Here is a 17,563-nt window from a genome sequence, read left to right as displayed (position 1 = left end):
AGTTATTCCTCCGTCTCCGTACCCATGTAGATGCGGATCGTCGATCCCCGCTCCACACGGGTTCCCGGCTTGGGCGCCTGATGTATGACCGTGTTGCCCGTGCCGGATTTGGCTAGTTGAAAATTCATGTTCATATCTTCGTAAATATCGGTCAGCGTCTTGCCGACCAGATTGGGAACCGCCACAATCGGCGTCTCATTGTATCTATATTCGCGGGGTACTTGTTTCTGACGCGGTTCCACTCCCATATAGTGGAGCGCGTCCTCCATGATGCGCTTGACGATAGGAGCGGCGATCAGCCCCCCGAACTGAATCCCTTGCGGATCGTCCACCGCCGTATAGATGACGATCTTCGGATCGTCCGCCGGCGCGAACCCGACAAAAGATACGATATGCTCATTCGGCGAATAACGTCCGTTCACAACCTTCTGCGCCGTGCCCGTTTTTCCCCCGACCCGGTAGCCGTCGATGAACGCGTTGCGTCCCGAGCCCTGGGCCACGACATGCTCCAGCGCGTCCCGCACCTTCGCCGACGTCTCCGGAGAGATTACCTGCCGGACCATCTCCGGTTCGATCTCATCGATGATCATCCCTGTCTCGGGATGCTCGAACGATTTGGCCACATGCGGACGGTAGAGCTTCCCTCCGTTAATCGTGGCCGAGACGGCCGCAATCTGCTGGATCGGCGTCACCGATACGCCCTGTCCGAACGAGGTCGTCGCCAATTCGACCGGGCCGACCCGGTTCAGCTTGAACAGAATTCCCGTCGCTTCCCCGCTCAGGTCAATGCCCGATTTTTGGCCGAAGCCAAAATTCCGTATGTACTCAAACAGCGTCTCCTTGCCTAGCCGCTGTCCCAGCGTCACAAAGCCGGGGTTGCATGAATTGCCGACCACCTCGAGGAAGGTCTGGCTGCCGTGGCCGCCTCTCTTCCAGCAGCGGAGACGGGCTCCTCCGACCTCGATGCTCCCGGGGTCAAAAAAATGCTCATTGTACAAATCGACCTTGCCTTCCTCCAGCGCCGCGGCGAGCGTAATGATCTTGAAGGTAGACCCTGGCTCGTACGTCATCCAGATCGGCAGGTTGCGGTTGTACACCTCCGAGGAATATTCCTTGTACCGCGCCGGTTCATAATTCGGGCGGCTCGCCATCGCCAATATCTCGCCGTTGTTCGGATCCATCGCAATCGAGATGATATGCTTCGGCTTCAATTCGAGCATCGCCTGATCAAGTTCCCGCTCCATTATTGTCTGTATTTGCTTGTCAATCGTCAATTGCAAATTTAATCCATCCCGCGGCGGGGCGTACGTTTCCGAGGAATTCGGCATTTGGCGGCCCTTCGCGTCGGACAGGTAAGACACGCTTCCCTGGAGCCCGCTAAGGGCGTCATTGTACTTCTGCTCGATCCCCGTCAGCCCCTGATTGTCGATGCCGGTGAAGCCGAGAATATGGGAGGCCAGATCCCCGAAGGGATAATATCTTTTATTATCCTCTGCCACAACAATGCCGGGCAAGTTCATTTCCCGCACCTGCTGGGCGGTTTCAAGCGGTATTTTGCGGCCTCCCGGCTTAATATGAACGATAGACCTGCGTACCTTAATCATCCGCTCGACATCTTCCGTTTTCATTTGCAGCACCGGCGCCAGCCGGGCAGCCGTCGCGGCGGCATCCTGAATCTGGGCGGGAACGGCCATAATCGTCGGCGAAGTGACGTTGTAGGCGAGACGCACCCCGTTCCGATCGAGCACTTCCCCGCGCTTGGCCGTAACCGGGATGTCTCTGCGCCATAGTTCCTCCGCCTTTGCCGTAATTTCCCCGCCCTCCCACAGCTGGACATAGGCAAGACGAACGACGAGCGCTAGAAAGCCAAGAGACACGAGTCCGGCGCCGATGAACAGCCGCTTGCGGACCGTGACACTGGATAATTTCACGGTAACCCCTCCTTTGTCCCACTTGGGTTCATAACCAACCTATTCGGGACAACCAGGGGATAGAACAAGCTATGGCCTTCTCGGCTCCAATTTTATGTCTACGACGCGCTTGCCGTTGTCTGTCGAGGCTTGCTGCTCGGTCACGTACCCTTCGCCCTCGATCCGCACCTCGATGCCCAGCAGCGAGGCGATCTCCATGACATCGCGCAGCGATTTGCCTTTCATATCGGGCATCTTCAGATTTTCCGGCTCATCGGTCAGCAGGTAGACCCGCTGGCCGGACCCCAAATATTCGCCCGGCGCCGGGAATTGGCGCTTCACTTCCTTGCCCGCGCCGACCGTCTGGAAGACGATGCCCTGCTCGGCCAGGCGCTTCTTCGCCTCATGGGGCTTGAGCCCTTGGATGTTCGGCGCCTTGACCAGCCGGATTGGGCCTTCGGATTTTCCCGCCTCGCCCGGCTTCATCTCATGGGACGTTGGCACGCCCATATAGCGCAGCGATTTGGAGACGATATTTTTGAAAATAATCGGCGAGACGAAGCCGCCGCCCTCCCAATATTTCTGCGGATCGTCGACGACCACGATGAGCGCGATCCGGGGATCCTCCACCGGGGCAAAGCCGATAAAGGATACGACCGCGCGCGTAGAGTCGTACTCCCCGTTAATAACCTTGAGCGCGGTCCCCGTCTTGCCCGCGACCCGGTAGCCTTCGATGTACGCATTCTTCCCGGTGCCGATCTCCTGGTCTGCGACGACCTGCTCCAAATACTCGCTGACCTGCTTGGCAATCTCCGGGTCGATGACTTGGCGCACCACTTCAGGCTGCCGCTCTGTCACTTCGCCGGTCACCGGGTCCTCGATCTTCTTCACGATATGCGGCTTCATCAGCTTCCCGCCGTTCGCCACCGCCGAGACCGCCATAATCTGCTGAATCGGCGTCACTTTGATCTGGCCGTGGCCGTATGACGCGGCAGCGACGTCCGCCGGATAGGTGAACTGAACGAAACCCTCGTATTCCCACGGAATCTCGATGCCCGTCTTTTGCCCGAAGCCGAACTTGTCTATGTAGGACTTGAACCGCTCCTCCTTCAGCATCTCGAAGCCGAGCTTGACGAAGGCGACGTTACTGGAACGCTTCAAGCCTTCCAGATAGGAGATCGTGCCCCACGTCGTATTGACGTCGTGAATAGGCCGTCCGCCCGCATAAATTTTCCCTGAAGGGAAAGTGGCTTCCGGATCGAACAAGCCTTCCTGCACCGCCGCCGCGAGCGTTACGATCTTGAAGGTCGATCCGGGCTCGTACCCTCCCTGCACCGCCGGGTTGAAAAAGGCGCGCTCATTGTCAAAATCCCAGTACGCATTCGGATTGAACGACGGCCTGTTCGCCAGGCCCAAAATGTCCCCCGTCTTCGGATCCGCGGCGATAACCGTAATCGTATGCGGGGAATATTCATTGTACACCTTCCGAATCTCTTCTTCGATATATTGCTGGATCGTGCGATCGATCGTCAAATAGAGATTGTCCCCGTCCCGGGCCGGCGTGTAAATCTCGGACGCCTTCGGGAGCTTGTTGCCCATCCGGTCCTTCTCGTACTGGATCGCCCCGGCCGTGCCGGCCAATTGATCATTATACAGCTCCTCGATGCCGCCGACCGGTTTTCCGTTTTTGTCGGTATAACCAAGGACGTGCGCGGCCATGTTGTTTTTGGCATAGAACCGCTTTACCTCCGGCATCAGATACAGCCCGATATCCTGCAATTTGGTCTGCTCCTTGAGCGACTCGGTGAAGTCGCGCAGCTTCTGCGCGGTCTCCTCCTCGATTTTCCAGCCCTCGTTCCGCACCTCGCGATGAACCAGGTATTTTCCGGTCTCCGGATTTTTTTTGCGGACAATGTCATAGAGCTCGTTCTCCGGCTTGCCCAGCACCTTGTGCAGCTCCTGGACGATAAGCCGCTCCACGTCGATATCCTGCTCGACCAGTTTAGTCTGTGTTTTTAACTCCTGAATCAAGCCCGGATTGACCGCGACCGTATACGCAGGGGCATTCATGACAAGCACTTCCCCGTTCTGATCATAGATCGTTCCGCGCACCGGCTCGATGGTTCTCTCGGTCGACCACGAATTTTTCGCCAGTTCCATCCAGAAATCCTGATTCCACACTTGATACCAAAACAGACGAGTCACGATGACAATAAAAAAGAGGGTGAATAAGCCCCCGATTGTCAACGTGCGCAACTTGATTCGTTTGACCATCTTCATCCCTCGTTCAATCCCCTATGGCTTGTTTGTACACTTGAATCTCCAGCGGCGTCTCCGGAAAGACCAATCCGTTCTTCCGCGCGATCTCTTCCACCCGCTTCCAGTCCGACAGCTTCTCCACTTCCACTCTCAAGACAGAGGTCTGATCCTGCAGCGAGATCGTCTCCCGCTTCAAATTCTGGATCTTCCGGTTCATGTCGTAGATCTGGGCATACCGCCCGATAAGAACGAGCGCTACGGCCGTGCACAATAGAATGGTAAGCAGATACAACAGCTTCTCCCTCGTCGGCAATGTGTTCTTGCGGACGACGGTCTTCGTTGTCTGGCGAACCTTGGGCCTCGGCTGCTGCTGTCTCTCCGGCCGGACGGCCAAATTACCGCGAGTATAAGCCATCTACTGCTCTCCCCCTCATTACAATTTCTCGGCAACCCGTAATCTCGCGGAGCGAGAACGCGGATTGCGCGCCAACTCTTCCGCGCTCGGAACAATCGGCTTGCGCTTCGGCAGCGTCAAAATATCCTCCCTGCCGCAGGCGCACATCGGCAGATCCGGCGGACAAGTGCAGCGGTTCATATATTGATTGAATGTCTGCTTGCATATCCGATCCTCCAAGGAATGGAAGGTAATGACAGCGACCCTTCCGCCCGGCTTCAAGCAACGGATGGCTTGATGGAGCGCCTGCTCGAACGCCCCCAGTTCGTCGTTGACGGCGATGCGGAGCGCCTGGAAGCTGCGCTTGGCGGGGTGGCCTCCGGTTCTTCGGGTTGCCGCCGGAATTCCGGCCTTTACCAGCTCGGCCAGCTCGCCGGTCGTCTCGATCGGATGATCCGCTCTCGCCTCCGCGATGCGGCGGGCGATGCGGCGCGAAAATTTCTCTTCCCCATATTCGAACAGGATGCGGGCAATCTCTTCTTCCGGCCACTCGTTCACAATCTCGCGGGCCGTAAGCGAAGTGCTCCGATCCATCCGCATGTCGAGCGGCGCGTCATGTTGATAGCTGAAGCCGCGCTCGCCTTCATCAAGCTGCGGCGAAGATACCCCGAGGTCGAACAGAATGCCGTCCACCTGCGGCACGCCATCAGCAAGCGGCACCTCTGCCTGATGCAGCGCCTCCTCGATGTGGCGAAAATTCGTCTTGATCAGCGTCACCCGATCAAGGCTGGAAGCCAGCACGTTCGCGGCATTCTCCAGAGCCCAATCGTCCTGATCGAGCGCAATAAGCCGGCCGTCCGCGGACAGCATGGATGCAATGGCGGAGCTGTGCCCTGCCCCTCCCAGCGTACAGTCGACATAGATGCCGTCAGGGCGCACATTCAGCCCGTTCACAGCCTCCTCTTTTAACACCGTTATATGGTGAAACACATGTTATTCCTCCTAGTTCTTCCTGTTCCCGTCTATGTTGTCTTTCCTCTTTTTCACGGTTCGCTACCCCTAGAAATGGAAGTTCGAACAGGCCGGTTTTCACTTTTTGAATAACCCCTCAAAAATCAAAGTCAACCAAGGTCTCGGCTATTTCTTCAAAGGTGGACGCGGACTGCTGCATATATTGTTCCCAAGCGTCCTTGCTCCAAATCTCCACCCGGCTCTGCACGCCGATAATCATGCATTCCTTGTCCAGCTTGGCATGCTGGCGCAGATGGGCGGGAATATTGATCCGGCCCTGCTTGTCCCACTCGCATTCGGTGGCGCCGGAGAAGAAAAAGCGGGTAAACGCCCGCGCGTCCGCCTTCATCAAGGGCAGCGCCTTCAATTTCTGTTCGAGCAGACCCCATTCTTCCATCGGGTAGACGAACAGACATTGATCCAGGCCGCGCGTGAGTATGAAGGCGGATCCTAGGGAATCACGCAGCTTGGCGGGAATGATCAGGCGGCCTTTGTCATCGATGCTGTGTTGATATTCACCCATGAACATCATGCCGCCACTCCTCCCCCTAAATCCACCACGATGCCCCACTTTTCCCCACAACAAAAGAATACTTCGCCGTCAATATAAAAAATCCTGCTTGTCAGCAGGATTTTTATTTCATCTTACTTTTTGTTCTCGCTATTCGCTTCAGCGCTTATCCCTTCGGTCGAACTCCCCTGTTCCCCCGCTTCAGCCGGTTCGACAGCCGGTGCCGGCACCGAGGCCTCCGCAGCGGGCCCGTCGTCCGATGCTGGCTTGCCATCCGCCCCATCGGCCGGGTCTAGGACCGTTCCCTTGCGCTTCTGCTGCTCCGGGCCGCCCGTCTGTCCGGAGAAGCGCGCTTGCGGCGGCCGGCGCCGGCCCCTTCTCCGCTTTGCCAGCAGCCAGATCGGAACGCCGGCGATGGCCGCGGCGGCGGCAAAAGGAAGCAGCCCCGTCAAAAACAATAGGATGAGTTGTACGAACTGGATCAACGCCTCCCAGCTCTGGGCAAGCGTATTCGCCATCCGGGTTCCGAATGCGTTTTTCAAGCCCTGCACGACCGGAGCGTTGACCGGCTGGTACAGTCTCATATTTACGGTCGACATGGCCACATGATTATCGAGATACCGCTTGCGCCCGACAATCTGCTCGATTTCCGACTGTACGGAACCGAGCTCGCTGGAGAACTGGACCAGATCGTCCGCGCTCGTCGCCTTCTCCATGAATGCGAGCAGCCGGGCTTCCATGGCCCGCCGCGCCGTCAGTCTCGCTTCCAGATCGACGTACTCTTCCGTCACGTCATTGGCCGAATATTCGCGGTGATAATCAAGCGCCTCCCATGTTCCCAGTTCATCAAGGAAGGCGGTAAATCCAGCCGCAGGCACCTTAATGACGAAAGAGCCTCCGCGCTCGCTCTCCGACTCCTGATCGGAGAACTGCAGCACATATCCCTTCGAGCGAGCGACCAATTGCTGCAGCCGCTGCTTGGCGGCTTCATAGTTTTGAACCTCCATCCGGATATTCGCCTCATAGATCAGCTTCCGGTCGGCCGGGACGAAGCTCGCTTCCCCCTGCTTGGCGAACCCGGCTCCGGCAGGCGGCGGGCTCTCCGCCCTATCCATTGCCGCTTCCGATTGGTTCATGACCGCTCCGGCCTCGGAGGGTTGATCAGGCGAAGCGGCTCCGCAGCCGGCTGCCAACGCGAGCATCAGCGTTCCAATCAGAAGCGCTCCGAAGCGGGCCCGCCTCTTTAGTCGTCCTTCCCGCGTCTTTTCTATTCCCCTTGCCTTCCTCATCCCGATCCTTGCCATAACCTACATTCCCCCTTTTATTTGGCACATCGTCTTCCGACCCCGTCTGGATGCGTACGCAAGCTGCACCTTTCCTAACGGAATTTGGAAATCAAATGTTGCGGGGGGGCTTATGTTATCTATGCAAAAAAGACCGCCCGCTTCTCTGCCATTCATGAAGCAAAGAAGCGGGCGGCCGGCAGTATCGCGGCTATTAATGTTCTTGCCAGCTTGCCAAATACGATTGCTGCTCCGCCGACAGCGTGTCGACCGAGATGCCGAGCGACTCCAGCTTGAAGCGGGCAACCTGCTCATCCAGTTCGTACGGCACATTGACAACCTTGCTGCCGATGCGCTCGTAGTGCTCGTTCACATATTTCAGGGACAGCGCCTGCAGGGCAAACGTCATATCCATAATCTCCGCCGGGTGTCCATCCCCCGCCGCCAGGTTGACGAGGCGGCCTTCCGCCAGCAGATAAATGCTGCGTCCGTCCTTCAGCTTGTATTCTTCGATATTTTTGCGGACCGTGCGCACGTGCTGCGCGCGGGCTTCCAGCTCCGGCTTGTTCACTTCCACATCGAAATGGCCGGCGTTGGATAAAATCGCGCCATCCTTCATGACATCATAATGCTCGCCGCGAATGACATCGCGGTTCCCCGTGACCGTAACGAAAATATCGCCGACGCGAGCCGCTTCGCTCATCGGCAGCACCGTGAAGCCGTCCATATACGCTTCGACGGCCTTGATGGCGTCGATCTCCGTCACGACGACGTTCGCGCCGAGACCTTTGGCACGCATCGCGACGCCCTTGCCGCACCAGCCATAACCGACGACGACGACCGTCTTGCCGGCCACGACGAGATTCGTGGTCCGGTTGATGCCGTCCCACACCGATTGGCCTGTGCCGTACCGGTTGTCGAACAAGTATTTGCAGAAGGCGTCATTGACGGCCACCATCGGGAATTGGAGCGTGCCATCCTTCTCCATCGCCTTCAGGCGGAGAATGCCTGTCGTCGTCTCCTCGGCCCCGCCGCGCACCTGCTCGCGGAGATCCGGACGCTCCGAGTGCAGAATCGAGATCAGATCGCCGCCGTCGTCGATAATCAGGTCCGGCTTCGTCTCCAGCGTGCGCAGGAGCAGCTGCTTGTACTCTTCCGGTTCGGGATTGTACTTCGCATAGACAGTAATGCCGTCTTCCACCAGCGCGGCGCAGACATCGTCTTGCGTCGACAACGGGTTGCTGCCGGTAATCGTCACCTCGGCGCCGCCGGCCTGCACGACCTTGGCCAGGTAGGCCGTCTTCGCTTCCAGATGGAGCGAGATCGCCACCTTCAAGCCCTTGAACGGCTGCTCCGCTTCGAATTGCTTGCGAATCCGGTTCAGCACCGGCATATGGGCTTGAACCCAATCGATTTTCAAATGCCCCTCAGGGGCCAATGCAATGTCGCGGATGATGCTTTGGTCCGCTGCTTTTGTCTGACTCATCCTCTACACCCTTCCCTTCGTGTTATAGCTATCGTATTCAGCAGATGCGCGAGCGTTGACCCGGATCGGCGGCCATCGTTACAGCACGACCAAGCGGTTCTCTCCGTTCCACACCACGGGAGCTTCCATGAACGGCTGGAACCAGCCGTCTCCATAACGGCAGGCGTACATCAGCATATTGTAGACGCGCTCCTGCGGCCGATCCTGCGGATGGAGCGTCAGTCTCATCCGCTCCCACTGGCGAAGCCCCGATTCGTGCTGCTTCTGCAGCGCATCCTTCGCCCGGTGGTGCAGGAAATCAATCTGCTCCAGCACCTTCGCCCGGTTCGTATCCCCCAAGCGGCCGAGCGCGGGAAGCGCTTCGTTCAGCCGGGCGAGCAGCTCTTCATACCGGGCATCGACATCGTGGCGGAGCGAAGCGAACCGTTCATCGAGCCCCAATTGATCCTGAGCCTTCAACCACGCTTCCTTCCTCTCCTCATAATGCCCGATGATGTCTTGAGCCGTCAATTCATATTTCCCCAGCAGCTTGTTCACGGTGCCTTCCAGACAAGTGAAGCCCATGCGCGGCCAGAGTAGCGGCATGCGCATGCCGAGCGCGCGGAAGGCCTCCTTCGTCTGAGCCCAATACGCGATCTCGCCGGGACCGAGCACGGTGGCCAGCACCGGGAACAAATATTCCTGCATTAACGGGCGGGTCAGCACGTTGTTGCTCAACTGATGGGGCGCCGATTCGGCGACTGCCATCAGTTCATCCTCGCTGCGGAACAGGATCCGGTGCCGGTCGGTAAACCCGCCCTCCTCCTTGAACAGCAGATGCCGCTCTCCTTCGTGAATCAGGAACAAATTCGCTCCGTTCTCGGCGTGCTCCGCCTGAGTCGGGAAGCCTCGCGAGGCCAGCTCGCGCTCGCTGCCGGCATAAGCCTGCCTCAGCCGGTCATTCTGCGCGATGAGGCTGCGGAACATCGGTCCTTCGGCCTCGCGCAGCTCCGGATCGGCCGAATCGAGGAACACGAGTCCGTAGGATCCGAACATGCTTCCGAGCAGTACGGCGCACGCATCGGTCAGCGACGCGGCGCCGGCGGAAGCTTCCCGTACCCGCTCCATCAGCGCGGGCTTGAACTCCGTCGGCGGGAGCAAGGCGTCCACCTCATTCAATACCGCGGCCCATTGTTCCTCGTCCAGCCGAATGCTGCTGACCGGCGCTCGCGTTCCGTCCTTCTTCTCGACCCGGACCCGGGCGACCGAAGGCTCCGGCGTAAGGAAGTACGCATGATTGACTTCATCGAAGTCATGATCCTCTCCCGCGATCCAGAAGATCGGAATGACCGGGCGCCCTAGCCGCGCCTCCGCCTCCTGCGCCATGCGGATCATCGAGACCGCCTTGTAGACGACGAGCAGCGGGCCGCCAAACAATCCGCCCTGCTGTCCGCCGACGACGACGAGCGCGTCGTCCCGCTCCAGCCGATCCAGCGCTTCCGCGACGGCCGGATAATCGTTCCTAGCCTTGTTGTAACGGCGCAGGACGGAGACAAGCCGCTTGCGATCCGCCCGCAGATGCGCCGCTTCATCCACCCAGCGGACGCGCGCCTCCCAATCGCGATCCGGATGGTATTCATACAGCGATTCGATAATCGCTTCGTCCCGATCTATGTATCGTCTTGCCAATGATTGCTGTACAGGTATGTTCAATATAGGCCAAGTCATGTAAGCCGCCTCCTCTGTCTGTCGTCTCGATTGTACACAATGCGGCTTGGGTACGTCAAAGAGGCGATGTTCCGGCACGCGCTTCCCGGAGAGTCTACACGCTCGCGATATAGGCGATAATGCCGATGAGCAGCAGGAGGATATACAGGATGCTGAGAATGAAGAAAGCCAGTCTCCAGATCGTCCTCGCCAGCCGCTGGACATGAATTTTGCCGTATTTGCGGTGCTGGAGGCCGCCAAGCAAGCCGGTGGCAAGGAGCAGCATAAGACAGATCCAATAGAATCCGGCGGAGGAGCCCGTTACCGTATTATAGAGGCCCCCAACCGATGCGATAAGGAAGAACGTCGTCACGTCCATCGCCAGCATGAACGCTTTTTTCTTGGGCCTGACCCAGCAGGAACCGGCAATCCACACGATAATGAACGGAAAAAACGGCAATGCCGATAAAAATACGAAAATGGTATACATGCGCGGTGTGACTCACTCCTTTGGACAGAAGAAGTAGATGCTAGCGGTGTCTTGGCTCGCCAGCCCGGATCAGGCGGTATATCGTCTGATGCAGCGGGGTGCCGGCCCCATGGCGCGCGCCGAGCCGGATAATCGCGCCCGTAATCGCCTCGCATTCCGTCGGGCGGCCGGCCAATATATCTTGCAGCATGGAGGAGGTGTTGCCGGCCGTCAGGCGGCACACGTCCGTAATCCGCTTCCATGCGTCCTCTTCCTTCACCGGGATGCCGGCGGCATGATAGACCCGGGCCGCTTCGGCCAACAAATCCCGCATAAGCTCCATCCGTTCCGCCCCGTCCAGCAATTCGCCGTTCTTGACGCGAAGCAGCGCGGTCAACGGATTGATGACAGCGTTGACGAGCAGCTTTTGATAGACCATGTCTTCGATGTTGTTCGACACAAACGCCTCAATTCCTGCCTTTTCCAACAAGTTCTTCGCGCAAATACAGGAAAAATTCAAGGCATGAGCCCGCGCCTCCTCTTCAGCGGCGGCCGGGCCGATCCAGGTTGCTCCGGATCCGGTATGGCGGATCCGGTTCAGGCCCTCTCTGGCGGCGGCCTCCGTCGTCACCGCAACCGCAAGCGAGGGGGAAGGCCATACCCCGGCCAACGCTTCGGCATGGCCGACCCCGTTCTGGAAGCAGACGAGGGCAGCCTCGGGCTGCCGCGGCATCTTCCGAAGCACGGTGAGCAGCTCGGGCCCGATATGCGTCTGCTTGACGAACAGCCATACCATTCCCGCCTCCAAGCCATGGCGGCTCAGCCGCGCCGGAGCCAACGGAAGCGGGAACGCTTCTATCCCTTTATAATGCGACCGCTCTCCTGACATCTCCACCACCTCGAAGCCTTCGGCGCGGATCTTCTCCGCCTGTTCCTCCGTTCGCGTCCATAGCCGGACCCCGGCCTGCCCGCCGGCCAGCAGCCGTCCCGCGTACAAGAGGCCGAGCGCGCCTCCTCCGATAATATCGACAATCATATTCGTCTCTCTCCTTCTTCCGATCTACTATCGGCTTCCTCGCCATATATGAATGGTTGAACACACTATCAGTGTCCTTGTTATATCAAAGAATCCGGAAAAACACAAAAAAAGCGCCGAGTGAGAGAATTCTCTCGCCAGGTGCTTTCCTTGCGCCGTCCTGCTTAAGCCGGGGACGGAAGCCGGCTCCTATTCGATTCGCTCCAGATTGCCGTTGGCGTCCATACGGAACCGCGTCTTCACGTCATCGTCTTCTTCGCTCAAGATAGCCAATCGGCGAGCACGGTCCATAATTTGAATGAGCGCTTTATAATCATCGTTCACCGTACGATAGTCGGTCTCTACCACGTTGACTTGCTTGGAGAGCTCCTCCTTTTCCCGCTGCAGGCGAGCGCAATATTCTTCCTTTTCTTGCAGCTCTTTTTCCATATGCTTGATTTGGCGGGTCATTTCCTGCACATTGTTGCGCATCTGGCGCAAATAGCGGATAACCATATCCATGGACAACGATTCTTCCGTCAGCATCTCGCCTTTCAAATCGCTGTCTTCTCCCTCTTGCAGCGTAAGAGAAGCGACCTGCGCGCCCAGCGGCTGCTTTTTCAAATAATTGCGCTTCTGCCGCTGCGCCTTGGCCAGCTGTATCGCCGCCTCGTACTTTTTGCGGACGCAGCTGTTCCAACGGAATCCGCACGCTGCGGACGTGCGTCCAATCTTTTCTCCCACTTCCTCAAAAGCGGCCAACTGGGTACTTCCTTCCCGGATGTGCCGAAGTGTAACTTCCGCTAAAATCAAATCATCATCTGCGGTCCATGCATCTTGCCTTATTGCTGTCATGAAATAACCTCCTAACGACTTCCATCATTCATATCGGTCGCAAGCAGCTACGCCGCGTTCGCCATCCGATTATTGGAGCGGAATAGACTGCCGCTTGAAATAACCGCTTATTCCATCTCTATGCCCATGCTAGATTTCATAGAATCTATCGGATACTAAAATGTATATCCATTTTTCCTAGGAAACATACGTGCCCGTGTCCATGCTTTATATCACATTTATGAAGATCTGAACAAATTATTTGGTTTTTCGTCACGGTTAATCGTTTACATAACCAATTGCGAACGCTATAATATCATTAGAAAAGTGGGACCGATCGTAACGAGAGGAGGATGAATCGTGGCACGAATGTATCGCGTACTCGGCTTCTGGACATTAGTCATCGGTCTAATGGCGTTTGCTGGAGACATGATCGAGATGGCTCTGCTCTTCTTCATGCAGACCGCCTTCTTTGTGTTGTTGGGATATCTTAAATTGTCCGAGCGTACATATATACTTCTGTTCTGGGGGTACATGCTTGTATGCTTCACCGGCTTCTCCTACTGGACCGTATTCGTAATGGGCAAGCCGTTCTAGGCGGATACGCCGAGGTGACGATTCAGGATATGTTGAAGAGCAGCACATAACAGATACGGCCGAAGCCTTCGGGCTTCGGCCGTTCTCTATGTTCAGGCACTATCCCCCGCCAACGCCGCCATCTCCGCGCGGGGGGCTATGCGGAAGCGTCCCGGGCGAGCAGCAGCACGCGGAACCGTTCGCTCATCCGGTCGCTCAGGAGCAGCTGCCGGATCGCCCGGTTGCGCCGCGCTTCCGGACTGAACGGATCGGGCTCCGCGTGATCGGCCAGCTCCTGGAGCAGACCTTGCTCCAGCAGGAAGGCTTGCTGGCTCATGTCATTCCGGATCAGCGCCCCGGCTTCGAGAGCGGTCTGGCGGCAGACGCTGAAATCGACCATGGCCGTCATATCCTGCTCCCCGATGTGGATCCACGGATTGGCATGAGCGCGGTGGCGGTGATAGCACACCAGCGTCCCTTCGACGCGATGCTCCGCCGTCAATTCCTCCGTTACATCCCCATAATCGATGAAGATGAATTCCGCGGCGGATGCCTGACGCAGCATCGTGCCGAGCCAGCCGCTCATGGCGATTCCGGCGTCGCAGATCCGGCCTTCCGGCAGCTCGATCCGATAGCGGGTCAGCCAGCGCGACACTTCCGGTTCGGCCGGCAACCAGACAGGACGGAATCTCTGCTCGGCTTCCTCCCAGACAACGAAGCACTGCTCGATATGTCCATTGACTGCACGGATGCGCTCGACCGGGAACGCATCCAGCAACTCGTTCGCGAGGACGAAGAGCCGGCTCCCTCCCGCCTCCCGCCGATAATCGGCCTCGGTCCACCAGGAGACGGGAAAGCCTTCGCCGCTCAGCCGCTCCTTGGCCAGCTGGGCATGATAAGGACTCGCCTCCACGATGGCATACCGGCAGCCGCTGAAGCGATCATGGCGCAGGCGCCCGTTGATGTGTCCCGCCAGGCGGCCGTTGCCCGCTCCCCACTCGACGATCGTGAACGTGTCCGGAGCCCAGCCTCTCGCTGCGGCCTGGCGCTGAATATAGACCGCAATCATTTCCCCCATCGCGCTCCCCACATTCGAGCTCGTGTAGAAATCGCCCTCCTTTCCGATTTTGGGGCGATTCGACATGTAATAGCCGCCTTCGGGATGGTACAGGCAGCTTTCCATAAAGGCCGAAAAGGGAATGGCTGCCTTGGCGGAACGGCGGATGCAATCAATTAGATATTGAACGAGAATGGAATTAGACGGATAATGAGACATGGCAACCATCCTTTCTATTCGTGCGAAAAATAGACCATGCTCGTCACGGATTTGGCCTCTGCCGGGCCCCGCTCGCGGCCTGCTACCGGGTCATGCGGCGGCGGACGGGCCGTTGGCCGATCCCAGTCCGGCCCTGCATACGGATAAGGGAAAGAGGTCATATCCCGTCTGGACGAGACATACGATGAGTTGTGCATACCGTTTGTAAGGGGGGAACCCGATGTCACTGGCACAGCGTGCGCGCTATGCGCTGTTGGGTCTCGCATTCATACTTCTCTTCTCCATTGCGGTCCCCGGTGCCACTCGTGCGGAACCGACGGTTCATACAGGATGGAGCAAGGAACCGACCGAAGCGGAGCGCAAGCTGCTCCAGCAGAGCTTGTCGGTGACCGAGCTGAACAAAGAGATCGAGCGCATCGCCGCGAAGGAGTCGGCCGCGGCGGGAGAACGCCGCCAGACGGAAGACGCCCTCCGCAAGCAGGCGGCCGCCTTCGATCAGAAGCGGGAGCAGGCGGGCCGCGTGCTCCGCGCCTATTATATGGGAGAACGCGACATGCTGCTGCAGGCTCTCCTCTCGGCCCGCGACGAACACTCCATCTGGCTGCTGTTCGATTACTATCAGTTCCTGTTCAAGACCGACCAAGAAATACTGGAGACGTATTCCGAGCAATTGCAAAATCTGAACCGGCTTCGCGATGCGTTAGCCCGCACGGAACGGGAATTGTCGCAGGTCAAGGAACAGCTTGTCCGGCAGCGGGACAGAGTGAACGCCCTGCAGCGTGAGCTGGATTCCAATCTGGCGAACAGCAGCGACCCGGAAGCGATGAGCCGGCTGATCCAGGAGTTCACCTCCTATTGGCAGAACATCGGCATGTATGAGGTGCGCCGCCATTTCCGCGCACTGGCCGACGCGATGCAGAAGCTGCCGGAATTCGTGAAGAAGAGCGGCAATCTGCAAATTGATGGTACTAAGTATACCATTTCGATCCAAGAAGAAGAACTGAATCGGTTTTTGCGCGAGCAGGATCCGATTTTCGAGCAATTTTCCTTCCGCTTCCGGGAAGGCTCGGTCTCCGCCGAAGGGGAGAGCGCCGGACTGAGCGTGTTCGTTCAAGGCCATTATACGCTCGAGAGCGAGCACGAAAACATGATGCTGTTCCATGTCGACCGCCTCATGTTCAACGGCCTGGAACTGCCGGATACGACCCGCTCGCAATTGGAAGAGGAATTCGATCTCGGCTTCTATCCGCAGCGGCTGGTCTCGTTCATCGAAGCCACCGATGTCGCCGTGGAAGACAAGCGGATCACGGTCAATCTGTCAATGAAATGGTAAGCAACGCAAACAACCATCAACCGGGGCTTTCATTGCCGGTTGATGGTTGTTCTATGTTCCGACTCTATGTTGATAAGCCGGGCCCATTCCAAATCCAGCTGCTTCGCCGCCAGCTTGCCGGCCATCCAGCTGCTGGCGGCCCCGGACCATTGCTCCAGCCCTTCCGCCGCTCTGTACACATGGCGTTTCCCTTCCTGCTTCGGCCGAAACGGTTCCGGCAGCAACCGCTCGCCGCTCGTCGAGAGATAGGCTTGCTCATGAACGGGAAGGACGGACAGCGTCTCAAACCATTCCTGCTGGACAGACCATTGAGTCATATAAGCGATCCAGCGCATCGCCTCCTGTTCCCCTTCCGTATGCGACGCAAGGACATAGCTGCGGCTCGTCACCCATTGTCCCGCCGGAGGCGAAGCCTCCCCGGCCGGCTCGATGGCGAGCGGAGCGCTCGCTTCCAGCGCCGCCTCCGAATACGGGACGATCGCGAAGGCGATCTCTCCCGCCTTCAGCTTCTCCCAGGTATCCATGTGGCTGGATTCCGCGGTCCACGGCTGGAAATGCCCCCGATACGGCTCCAGCTCCGAGAGCGTCTGCTTCCACCGGACCTCCGAGGCTTCGGCGCCGTCAGCCTGCCTCCCGGCCCATTCCGGGCTCCGGGGAGCGGCCGCAAATTCCGGATGAAGCAAGCCAAGCCTCCAGAAAAGCGACAGCAAGGCCCGATGATCCTCCGCATGCCAAGCGAACCATTGCTGCGGCAGCCGCTTGCCCGCCTCCGGAGAGATAACGGGCGGCGGGATGATGCCGGACGAAGGCAGATTGTCCGGCGCTTCCTCCGCCTCCCCGGCCATGCCCGGCGCATTCTCGTCGAACAGCCGCTTCCACCCGCTCCAATCGCTGGGCAGACCGGAGGCGGATTTTACGATATTTTTATTCCAGACGAGCACATAAGGATCCAATTGAACCGGCATGCCCCAGGCGTAGCCGTTCCATCTCACCCGGTCGCTTAACCATGCCGGCACCGCGTCTCCCCCGCTCATCGACGGATCGAGCGGCAGAATCCAGCCTTTTCGGGCATAGGGGATAACCGATTCACTGTCGAGCAGTAAAATATCGGCGCTCTGCTCCATCTGCATCGCCTTCGGCCACTCTTCCTCCGCCTGCTCGGCAGAGCTGTTCTCCAGCTCGACGAAGATGCCGGTCTCGTCCATGAACATCTGATTCAAGCGACGAAGCTGGATGAAGGACATCGGCGGGAGCTGCACCGCCACCTTCAATTGCTTCATCGGCTTGGGGCCCGCGCTGTCCGGCAACGGCTTCACGACGGTCTCCGGAGAGGCATCCTGCTCCGCCTGCTGCGGGACGCTGCCGCTGAACTGGAATAACAACAGCAGCGATACGAAGACCATCATGATCGTAACCAGCGTTTTTTTGAATTGCGGCATTGCCCTCTCCCTTCCGTCCGTACCTGCTTCTTTTGATTTCTATTGTAGCACCGTTGGCCTACCTTGTCCTTACCCCGGACT

15 protein-coding genes are annotated in these 17,563 nt (G+C 58.2%); 2 read left to right on the top strand and 13 right to left on the bottom strand.

All coding sequences use genetic code 11. The features are described from left to right. Positions 1-2: 2 nt before the first annotated feature. From L6439_RS08745 to L6439_RS08695, 11 genes are all read right to left on the bottom strand, one after another. Positions 3-1,931 (bottom strand): stage V sporulation protein D, encoded by a 1,929-nt coding sequence (locus tag L6439_RS08745; protein WP_168178952.1) that lies wholly within the window; start codon positions 1,929-1,931, stop codon positions 3-5. A gap of 69 nt (positions 1,932-2,000) precedes the next feature. Further along, a complete protein-coding gene (locus L6439_RS08740) occupies positions 2,001-4,190 on the bottom strand; it encodes a penicillin-binding protein (RefSeq protein WP_237096793.1) in 2,190 nt (729 codons plus the stop codon). 7 nt (positions 4,191-4,197) lie between these two features. Further along, entirely contained in the window at positions 4,198-4,584 is a 387-nt protein-coding gene (ftsL, locus tag L6439_RS08735; RefSeq protein ID WP_168178954.1) for a cell division protein FtsL, read from the bottom strand. A gap of 18 nt (positions 4,585-4,602) precedes the next feature. Beyond that, a complete protein-coding gene (gene rsmH / locus L6439_RS08730; RefSeq protein ID WP_168178955.1) occupies positions 4,603-5,553 on the bottom strand; it encodes a 16S rRNA (cytosine(1402)-N(4))-methyltransferase RsmH in 951 nt (316 codons plus the stop codon). Positions 5,554-5,671: 118 nt separating this feature from the next. Further along, positions 5,672-6,103: a division/cell wall cluster transcriptional repressor MraZ gene (gene mraZ / locus L6439_RS08725; RefSeq protein WP_168178995.1), complete on the bottom strand. Its 432-nt coding sequence runs from the start codon at positions 6,101-6,103 to the stop codon at positions 5,672-5,674. A gap of 116 nt (positions 6,104-6,219) precedes the next feature. After that, positions 6,220-7,389, bottom strand: coding sequence for a DUF4349 domain-containing protein (locus L6439_RS08720; protein WP_213469089.1), 1,170 nt, complete (start codon positions 7,387-7,389; stop codon positions 6,220-6,222). 193 nt (positions 7,390-7,582) lie between these two features. After that, the gene (locus L6439_RS08715) at positions 7,583-8,854 is read right to left on the bottom strand and encodes an adenosylhomocysteinase (RefSeq protein ID WP_168178957.1); all 1,272 of its coding nucleotides are present in this window, start codon (positions 8,852-8,854) and stop codon (positions 7,583-7,585) included. 78 nt (positions 8,855-8,932) lie between these two features. Then, positions 8,933-10,561 carry a bacillithiol biosynthesis cysteine-adding enzyme BshC gene (gene bshC / locus L6439_RS08710; protein WP_213469088.1) on the bottom strand — a complete coding sequence of 543 codons (1,629 nt, stop codon included), beginning with the start codon at positions 10,559-10,561 and terminating at the stop codon, positions 8,933-8,935. A gap of 94 nt (positions 10,562-10,655) precedes the next feature. Then, the gene (locus tag L6439_RS08705; protein WP_168178959.1) at positions 10,656-11,030 is read right to left on the bottom strand and encodes a DUF3397 domain-containing protein; all 375 of its coding nucleotides are present in this window, start codon (positions 11,028-11,030) and stop codon (positions 10,656-10,658) included. 40 nt (positions 11,031-11,070) lie between these two features. Then, entirely contained in the window at positions 11,071-12,045 is a 975-nt protein-coding gene (locus L6439_RS08700; RefSeq protein ID WP_213469087.1) for a ketopantoate reductase family protein, read from the bottom strand. A gap of 189 nt (positions 12,046-12,234) precedes the next feature. After that, a complete protein-coding gene (locus L6439_RS08695) occupies positions 12,235-12,879 on the bottom strand; it encodes an RsfA family transcriptional regulator (protein ID WP_168178961.1) in 645 nt (214 codons plus the stop codon). A 339-nt stretch (positions 12,880-13,218) separates the two neighbouring features. Here L6439_RS08695 and L6439_RS08690 point away from each other — a divergent pair, with 339 nt between their 5' ends. Further along, on the top strand, positions 13,219-13,455 hold the full coding sequence (locus L6439_RS08690) for a DUF2626 domain-containing protein (RefSeq protein ID WP_040730274.1): 237 nt from the start codon (positions 13,219-13,221) through the stop codon (positions 13,453-13,455). 136 nt (positions 13,456-13,591) lie between these two features. Here the strand turns inward: L6439_RS08690 and L6439_RS08685 are convergent, their stop codons facing one another. Further along, entirely contained in the window at positions 13,592-14,710 is a 1,119-nt protein-coding gene (locus tag L6439_RS08685; protein ID WP_213469086.1) for an SAM-dependent methyltransferase, read from the bottom strand. A 220-nt stretch (positions 14,711-14,930) separates the two neighbouring features. Here L6439_RS08685 and L6439_RS08680 point away from each other — a divergent pair, with 220 nt between their 5' ends. Next, on the top strand, positions 14,931-16,043 hold the full coding sequence (locus L6439_RS08680) for a hypothetical protein (protein WP_213469085.1): 1,113 nt from the start codon (positions 14,931-14,933) through the stop codon (positions 16,041-16,043). Positions 16,044-16,072: 29 nt separating this feature from the next. On the opposite strand, the gene L6439_RS08675 is transcribed toward L6439_RS08680, so the two are convergent. After that, positions 16,073-17,482 (bottom strand): extracellular solute-binding protein, encoded by a 1,410-nt coding sequence (locus tag L6439_RS08675; protein ID WP_213469084.1) that lies wholly within the window; start codon positions 17,480-17,482, stop codon positions 16,073-16,075. Positions 17,483-17,563: the final 81 nt, after the last annotated feature.

The organism is Paenibacillus dendritiformis, from assembly GCF_021654795.1.
Lineage (GTDB): Bacteria > Bacillota > Bacilli > Paenibacillales > Paenibacillaceae > Paenibacillus_B.
This window is presented reverse-complemented; position numbering and strand designations above follow the sequence as displayed.

What these genes read in the sequence shown, in the direction of transcription:
- L6439_RS08740 (WP_237096793.1), bottom strand. Translation starts at nt 4,190, where the DNA reads ATGAAGATGGTCAAACGAATCAAGTTGCGCACGTTGACAATCGGGGGC.
- ftsL (WP_168178954.1), bottom strand. Translation starts at nt 4,584, where the DNA reads ATGGCTTATACTCGCGGTAATTTGGCCGTCCGGCCGGAGAGACAGCAG.
- mraZ (WP_168178995.1), bottom strand. Translation starts at nt 6,103, where the DNA reads ATGTTCATGGGTGAATATCAACACAGCATCGATGACAAAGGCCGCCTG.
- L6439_RS08720 (WP_213469089.1), bottom strand. Translation starts at nt 7,389, where the DNA reads ATGGCAAGGATCGGGATGAGGAAGGCAAGGGGAATAGAAAAGACGCGG.
- L6439_RS08715 (WP_168178957.1), bottom strand. Translation starts at nt 8,854, where the DNA reads ATGAGTCAGACAAAAGCAGCGGACCAAAGCATCATCCGCGACATTGCA.
- bshC (WP_213469088.1), bottom strand. Translation starts at nt 10,561, where the DNA reads ATGACTTGGCCTATATTGAACATACCTGTACAGCAATCATTGGCAAGA.
- L6439_RS08705 (WP_168178959.1), bottom strand. Translation starts at nt 11,030, where the DNA reads ATGTATACCATTTTCGTATTTTTATCGGCATTGCCGTTTTTTCCGTTC.
- L6439_RS08700 (WP_213469087.1), bottom strand. Translation starts at nt 12,045, where the DNA reads ATGATTGTCGATATTATCGGAGGAGGCGCGCTCGGCCTCTTGTACGCG.
- L6439_RS08695 (WP_168178961.1), bottom strand. Translation starts at nt 12,879, where the DNA reads ATGACAGCAATAAGGCAAGATGCATGGACCGCAGATGATGATTTGATT.
- L6439_RS08685 (WP_213469086.1), bottom strand. Translation starts at nt 14,710, where the DNA reads ATGTCTCATTATCCGTCTAATTCCATTCTCGTTCAATATCTAATTGAT.
- L6439_RS08680 (WP_213469085.1), top strand. Translation starts at nt 14,931, where the DNA reads ATGTCACTGGCACAGCGTGCGCGCTATGCGCTGTTGGGTCTCGCATTC.
- L6439_RS08675 (WP_213469084.1), bottom strand. Translation starts at nt 17,482, where the DNA reads ATGCCGCAATTCAAAAAAACGCTGGTTACGATCATGATGGTCTTCGTA.